Genomic DNA, 5,868 nt, shown 5'->3' on the forward strand with positions numbered 1-5,868 from the left:
CGCAGCCTTCGGCAGCTCCTACACAAAAGCGCTCCCAACCTACCCTAGCCAAGGTGAAACTTTCGTCCAAGCCGATTTGGCCTGCCGCGCGAAGCTGCTTATCATGGCCCGCCCACCCGTTTGCAAGAGTCATCTATGCGCCGCCTGCTCACCGGCTGTCTTGTCACCCTGTTGCTGTTGCTCAACACCCTGGTGCTGTTCGGGCCGCTCATGGTGTTCGCATTGCTCAAGCTGATCCTGCCTGGGCGCTTTCGTGACTACGCCTCGTGGGCGGTCATGTGGATCGCCGAGACCTGGGCTGAAATCGACAAATTGATCTTCGCCCTGTGCATTCCCACCCGCTGGGACATTCGCGGTGGCGAAGGGCTGCGCGGCGATACCTCTTACCTGGTGATCAGCAACCACCAATCCTGGGTCGACATCCCTGCCCTCGTCCAGACCCTCAACCGGCGCACGCCGTTCTTCAAGTTCTTCCTCAAGAAAGAACTGATCTGGGTGCCCTTCCTGGGGTTGGCCTGGTGGGCGTTGGATTACCCCTTCATGAAGCGCTACACCAAGGCCTTCCTGGCGAAGAACCCAGAACTGGCCGGCCGGGACCTGGAAATCACCAAGGCCGCCTGCGAACTGTTCAAGCGTCAGCCGGTCACTGTGGTGAACTACCTCGAAGGCACCCGTTTCACCCTGGCAAAAAGCCAGGCGCAGCAATCGCCCTTCACCCACCTGCTCAAGCCCAAGGCCGGCGGCGTGGCGTTCGTGCTCGCGGCGATGGGTGAGCAACTGGACGCGGTGCTCGACGTGACGGTGGTGTATCCGCAGCAACGAATTCCCGGTTTCCGGGACTTGATCAGCGGTGCCGTGCCCCGGGTCATCATCGACATCAAGACCCGCGAGCTGGACCCCAAGTTGTGGCAAGGCGACTACGAAAACGACCCGGTTTTTCGCCAGCACGTCCAGGATTGGGTCAACCAGCTCTGGGCCGAGAAAGACCTGCGCATTGCCGCGTTGCGCAACGAACGCGACTGATCAGAGACCGGCGCCGCTTCCCCAGATACCGCCCAGGTTCTGCAACAAGGAACTGGCTACGCCTTGCTGACCGAGGTATTGCAGGATAATCGGGGCGAATTGGCCAATCATGCCGCTGTCCATGCCCAGGGCGCCGAAGGCATTGTTCAGGTCGTTGGTGTCCTTGACGTTCCCCAGCAGGCCGTCGAGCAAGGCATTCTTATCCGACCCGCCGCCCAGCAAGCCGCCCAATCCGTTGAGCCCGCCAATGGCGCTGTTGCCGGCAATCTGGTCCAGCCCCGGCACGCTTTTGCTCAACTCGGAAAACTGCGGCTCGCTGAGGCGATTCTTCGCCAACCCCAGCATTGCTCCGGCTCCACCAATGGCCTGCTCAGGGGTTATATCGAGCTCCGAGCCCAGCGAATTGAGCAGCCCGGCCGCTTTCGGCGCGGCGGCCACGGCGCCCTCCTGCTCGTCGCCCTGGATGGCCGAGATCATATTGGCCGCATCACCGAGGCTGAACTGCGCAAAGACCGGGCTGGCCACCAGCGACAGCAGGCAAGACAGTGCAAAACCGTGTGAAACCTTCATCCGGACATACCCTCTTGCCATTAAAAAGCCGCTTCGTAGGAAGCGGCGCGAAAACCGAGGGTTGGACTGGGGCATAGGTGAATTGTTCCATCATCAAACTTAAATAAGCTTCAACAGCACCTTCAGAAACTTCCTACAGACAATTCGGAAAATTTTAGCTTTTAACTTAAACAGCTCATAACCGGAGCAATTAGCTGTTAAATATTCATACATAATTCAAAATTGACATGACGACCTGTCAACTCTGACAGTAGCCCGCCCCGGAAACAGCCACAATAATGGCCACGGACCGAGCCAGGAGGCGCGCGATGTTAAAAATCTTATGGACCGGCAGCACCGCGTTATTATCGCTGATTATCGGCCAGGTTCATGCGGGTGAAATAACCTGCCCTGCCGCCGCAGACATACATCGGAATATCGAAGCGGTAGAAGACATCTATTTTGTCGGCGAACACAGTGAGTTCGAGTGGCAGAGCCAATCCCTTGTGGATGCAGTTGACCCACAATCGCTGTCGTTCAAGGGTGCTGATTATGCATTGCATGTTGAAGACAATGACGAGGGACTTCCCACGCATACGACCATCACATGCAGATACGGCGAAATAAACTTGATACTCGAATATTCGAGCGTTCAAGAACCGGCCTACTCTGCGTGGCTGGATAACACCTGCAACAACCAGGACGTCAAGCAGTGCCAATTGATAACTTCCGATTATTTCCAAGTCAACTTTGATTAGGCCTGGGTGCGATGGCCTACCTGTTTCAACTTCCAGCCTGCCCTTCCCGGCGCGGTTACCGTAAAGTGCGGTACCTTCTTACAGAGTTCGCCCATGAACGTACAAATCGGCGGTGCCACCCTCGCCGTCATCCTGACAGGCATGCTCATCGTCCTGGGCGTCAATGAATGCCAACGCGGTCCCCTGAATCCGGATATCGCCGACGACATCAGCGATGAACAGAAGTCCTGGCTGACGGTTGAACATCGCATCAAACGCTCGGACCCGGCCCTGGCCGAAGTGATTCGCGACCAGCAATCCCTGACCGTGCTCTACCGTCCAGACGCTGCCGCGCAAGACTCAGAACCTTGGGTTGACCACATGCTGCGCGTAGTGGGCCATGGCCTGGCCGCACTCAATAGCGCGCCCGGCGGCAAGCAATACACGCAAGTCACGATCAAGGCGCGCATGCTTGCCGATGATGACGTGGAGCTGGTCTACGACATGCAGGGTTTTGACGCCATCAAGACGCAACAGGGCGGCTACGTGACCTTCGCCAGCATGCCGCGAAGCATGGTGTTCAGCCGGGGGGCCTTGACCCGAGCCCAAGATTATTGCCGTGGCCCTAGTGCCCGGGGATTTTATCCTGAGTTCTGCGAACGGATCGGGGCGGCGACAGCCCTTAGAAATTGACCGCCATTCTTAAAAAAAGGCTATTTCGAATTCATCTAACTCACTGTCAACTCTGACAGTAGCCCAGGCCGAGCCAATCCATAACTATCTAGGCTCGACTAAACAAGGAGTATGGGCAATGAACAAAGTCTTGTTAGCTTTCGTGTTTCCCGTTGTGGGTGTATTAGGCCTTGCTCACGCTGCAGACGCAGCCACCTGCCCACTCGTGACCGCCATAAAATCCACCCCCATACCTATCAACGCCCCGCCACCTAATAATGAAGGCTACGCCTATACAGCCGATGATCCAGACGGAAGTCGGTGGAAAGGGCAATACGTGCGCAACGATGAGGATATCCTGAACTACAACTTGACATTAAAAACGCCGGCGCCAGGCCCGGATAATGCTTGCTTGTACGAGGGTGATCCGCAGAAAGACCAATATGGAGATATCGCTTATTCTCGACAGCTAAAACTGTATAAAACCCAGTGACTGGATTTTGTTAATCATCTGCAAGCGAAAAAAAAGGGCGACATTACTGTCGCCCTTTTTCCGTCTTGGCTAACGCCTTACGCCGCACTGAACAACTTATGCGGGTCAATTACAAACTTCTTCGGCACGCCCGCGTCGAACTCGCCGTAACCCTTCGGTGCGTCGTCCAGGCTGATCACCTGCACGCCGACGATTTCGGCGATGTTGATGCGGTCCCACATGATCGCCTGCATCAGTTGGCGGTTGTACTTCATCACGGGGGTCTGGCCGGTGTGGAAGCTATGGGACTTGGCCCAACCCAGGCCGAAGCGGATGCTCAGGCTGCCCATTTTCGCAGCGGCATCGACCGCGCCCGGATCTTCGGTAACGTAGAGGCCGGGGATGCCGATCTTGCCGGCCACGCGGACCACGCCCATCAGCGAGTTGAGCACGGTGGCCGGGGCTTCGTGCTTGACGCCGTCATGGCCGTGACCGCGGGCTTCGAAGCCGACCGCGTCGACGGCGCAATCGACTTCAGGCTCGCCCAGCAAGGCAGCGATCTGTTCGTGCAGCGGGGTGTCCTGGGACAGGTCGGCAATTTCGAAACCCTGGGCCTTGGCGTGGGCCAGGCGAACCGGGTTGACGTCGCCGATGATGACCACGGCCGCGCCCAACAGGCGAGCGGAGGCAGCGGCTGCCAGACCAACCGGACCGGCACCAGCGATGTAGACGGTGCTGCCAGGGCCAACGCCGGCAGTGACGGCACCGTGGTAGCCGGTGGGCAGGATGTCGGACAGGCAGGTCAGGTCACGGATTTTCTCCATGGCCTTGTCGCGGTCCGGCAGTTTCAACAGGTTGAAATCGGCGTATGGCACCAGCACGTATTCGGCCTGGCCACCGGTCCAGTCGCCCATGTCCACATAACCGTAGGCACCGCCGGCACGAGCCGGGTTGACGGTCAGGCACACACCGGTGTGTTGTTCCTTGCAGGAACGGCAGCGCCCGCAAGCCACGTTGAACGGTACCGACACCAGGTCGCCGATTTTCAGGTTCTCGACGTCACTGCCCTTCTCGATCACTTCACCGGTGATCTCGTGTCCCAGGACCAGGCCGGTCTGGGCGGTGGTACGGCCGCGCACCATGTGTTGGTCGGAGCCGCAGATGTTGGTGGAAACCACGCGCAGGATGACGCCGTGCTCGATCTTCCTGCCGCGCGGGTCCTGCATTTTGGGATAGTCGATTTTCTGTACTTCGACCTTGCCGTTGCCGAGATACACGACACCACGATTACCGGACATGCTTTCACCTCGCTGTTGTTTTTATGAAACTGCGTTGCCCAGGCAGGCAGCGCGTTGATTGCTCGGGTTAGTGCTTGTGGCTTGTTTCTTTGTCGTCTGTAAGGGCCTCATCGCGAGCAAGCTCGTTCCCACAAGGATTTCTGGTGTAACTAATATTTGTATACCGGCACAAATCCTGTGGGAGCGAGCTTGCTCGCGATGTCGGCCTAAAGAACGACCGTGCGATTGGCGTTCAGGAACACCCTTCGCTCGATGTGATACCCCACCGCCCGGGCCAACGTCAGCCCTTCGATGTCCCGACCCTTGGCGATCAGGTCTTCGGGATAGTGGCTGTGGTCCACCACCTCCACGCCCTGGGCGATGATCGGGCCTTCGTCCAGGTCGTTGTTGATGTAGTGCGCCGTGGCGCCCACCAGCTTCACGCCTTTGTTATAGGCTTGGTGATACGGCTTGGCGCCCTTGAAGCCCGGCAGCAGCGAGTGATGGATGTTGATCGCCTTGCCATCGAGCTTGCGGCACAACTCCGGCGACAGCACTTGCATGTAGCGGGCAAGGATCACCAGTTCGGCGCCGGTGTCTTCGATCACCTGCCACACCTGCCGCTCCTGGGCCGGTTTGTCGTTCGGGTCCAGGGGGAAATGGTAGTAGGGAATCTGGTGCCAGTCGGCCAGCGGCTTGAGGTCGGGGTGGTTGGAGACCACGGCCACCACGTCCATGGATAGCTGACCGATGCGCTGGCGATAAAGCAGGTCGTTGAGGCAGTGATCGGCCTTGGAGACCATGATCACCACTTTGGGCCGGTAGTTGGGCGGCGTGAGTTCGAAGACCATGCCGAAGGCTTGCGCCCGCTCGGCCAGGCCGGCGCGGAAGCTCTGTTCGTCGAAGCCGTCAGGCTGACGAAACTCCACGCGAATGAAGAAGCGCGCCGAGAGCCGGTCGTCGAAGGAATGGTGTTCGGTGACGTAGCAGCCCTGCTCGAACAGGAAGCGGGTCACCGCGTCCACCGTGCCGAGCACGCTGGGGCAGTCGGCGGTGAGAATCCATGTATCCGGGGCGCGGCTCATTGCGGTGACTCCTGCTCAAAATTAACGAAGCGACGCAGAACCCCGTGGCGAGG

Annotated in this window: 7 protein-coding genes; 4 read left to right on the plus strand and 3 right to left on the minus strand. The window is 58.6% G+C overall.

Going from position 1 to position 5,868, the window contains the following annotated elements; genetic code table 11:
• Nucleotides 1-135 precede the first annotated feature (135 nt).
• Nucleotides 136-1,023, plus strand: coding sequence for an acyltransferase (locus OC610_RS19725; RefSeq protein ID WP_264430048.1), 888 nt, complete (start codon nucleotides 136-138; stop codon nucleotides 1,021-1,023).
• Here the strand turns inward: OC610_RS19725 and OC610_RS19730 are convergent, their stop codons facing one another.
• Nucleotides 1,024-1,593, minus strand: a complete 570-nt coding sequence (locus OC610_RS19730; RefSeq protein WP_264430050.1) for a DUF2780 domain-containing protein — start codon at nucleotides 1,591-1,593, stop codon at nucleotides 1,024-1,026.
• 308 nt (nucleotides 1,594-1,901) lie between these two features.
• Here OC610_RS19730 and OC610_RS19735 point away from each other — a divergent pair, with 308 nt between their 5' ends.
• The 3 genes from OC610_RS19735 to OC610_RS19745 all read left to right on the plus strand — a co-directional run bounded on the left by OC610_RS19735 (nucleotide 1,902) and on the right by OC610_RS19745 (nucleotide 3,474).
• Nucleotides 1,902-2,330, plus strand: coding sequence for a DUF3757 domain-containing protein (locus OC610_RS19735; protein WP_264430052.1), 429 nt, complete (start codon nucleotides 1,902-1,904; stop codon nucleotides 2,328-2,330).
• Nucleotides 2,331-2,423: 93 nt separating this feature from the next.
• Nucleotides 2,424-3,002, plus strand: a complete 579-nt coding sequence (locus OC610_RS19740; RefSeq protein WP_264430054.1) for a hypothetical protein — start codon at nucleotides 2,424-2,426, stop codon at nucleotides 3,000-3,002.
• 118 nt (nucleotides 3,003-3,120) lie between these two features.
• Entirely contained in the window at nucleotides 3,121-3,474 is a 354-nt protein-coding gene (locus OC610_RS19745; protein WP_264430057.1) for a hypothetical protein, read from the plus strand.
• Nucleotides 3,475-3,551: 77 nt separating this feature from the next.
• Here the strand turns inward: OC610_RS19745 and fdhA are convergent, their stop codons facing one another.
• Together fdhA and purU are read right to left on the minus strand one after the other, a co-directional pair.
• Entirely contained in the window at nucleotides 3,552-4,751 is a 1,200-nt protein-coding gene (fdhA, locus tag OC610_RS19750) for a formaldehyde dehydrogenase, glutathione-independent (RefSeq protein WP_003206297.1), read from the minus strand.
• A gap of 206 nt (nucleotides 4,752-4,957) precedes the next feature.
• Nucleotides 4,958-5,815, minus strand: coding sequence for a formyltetrahydrofolate deformylase (purU, locus tag OC610_RS19755; RefSeq protein WP_072389895.1), 858 nt, complete (start codon nucleotides 5,813-5,815; stop codon nucleotides 4,958-4,960).
• Between the last annotated feature and the right edge of the window lie 53 nt (nucleotides 5,816-5,868).

The organism is Pseudomonas agronomica (assembly GCF_025917275.1).
GTDB classification, from domain to species: domain Bacteria; phylum Pseudomonadota; class Gammaproteobacteria; order Pseudomonadales; family Pseudomonadaceae; genus Aquipseudomonas; species Aquipseudomonas agronomica.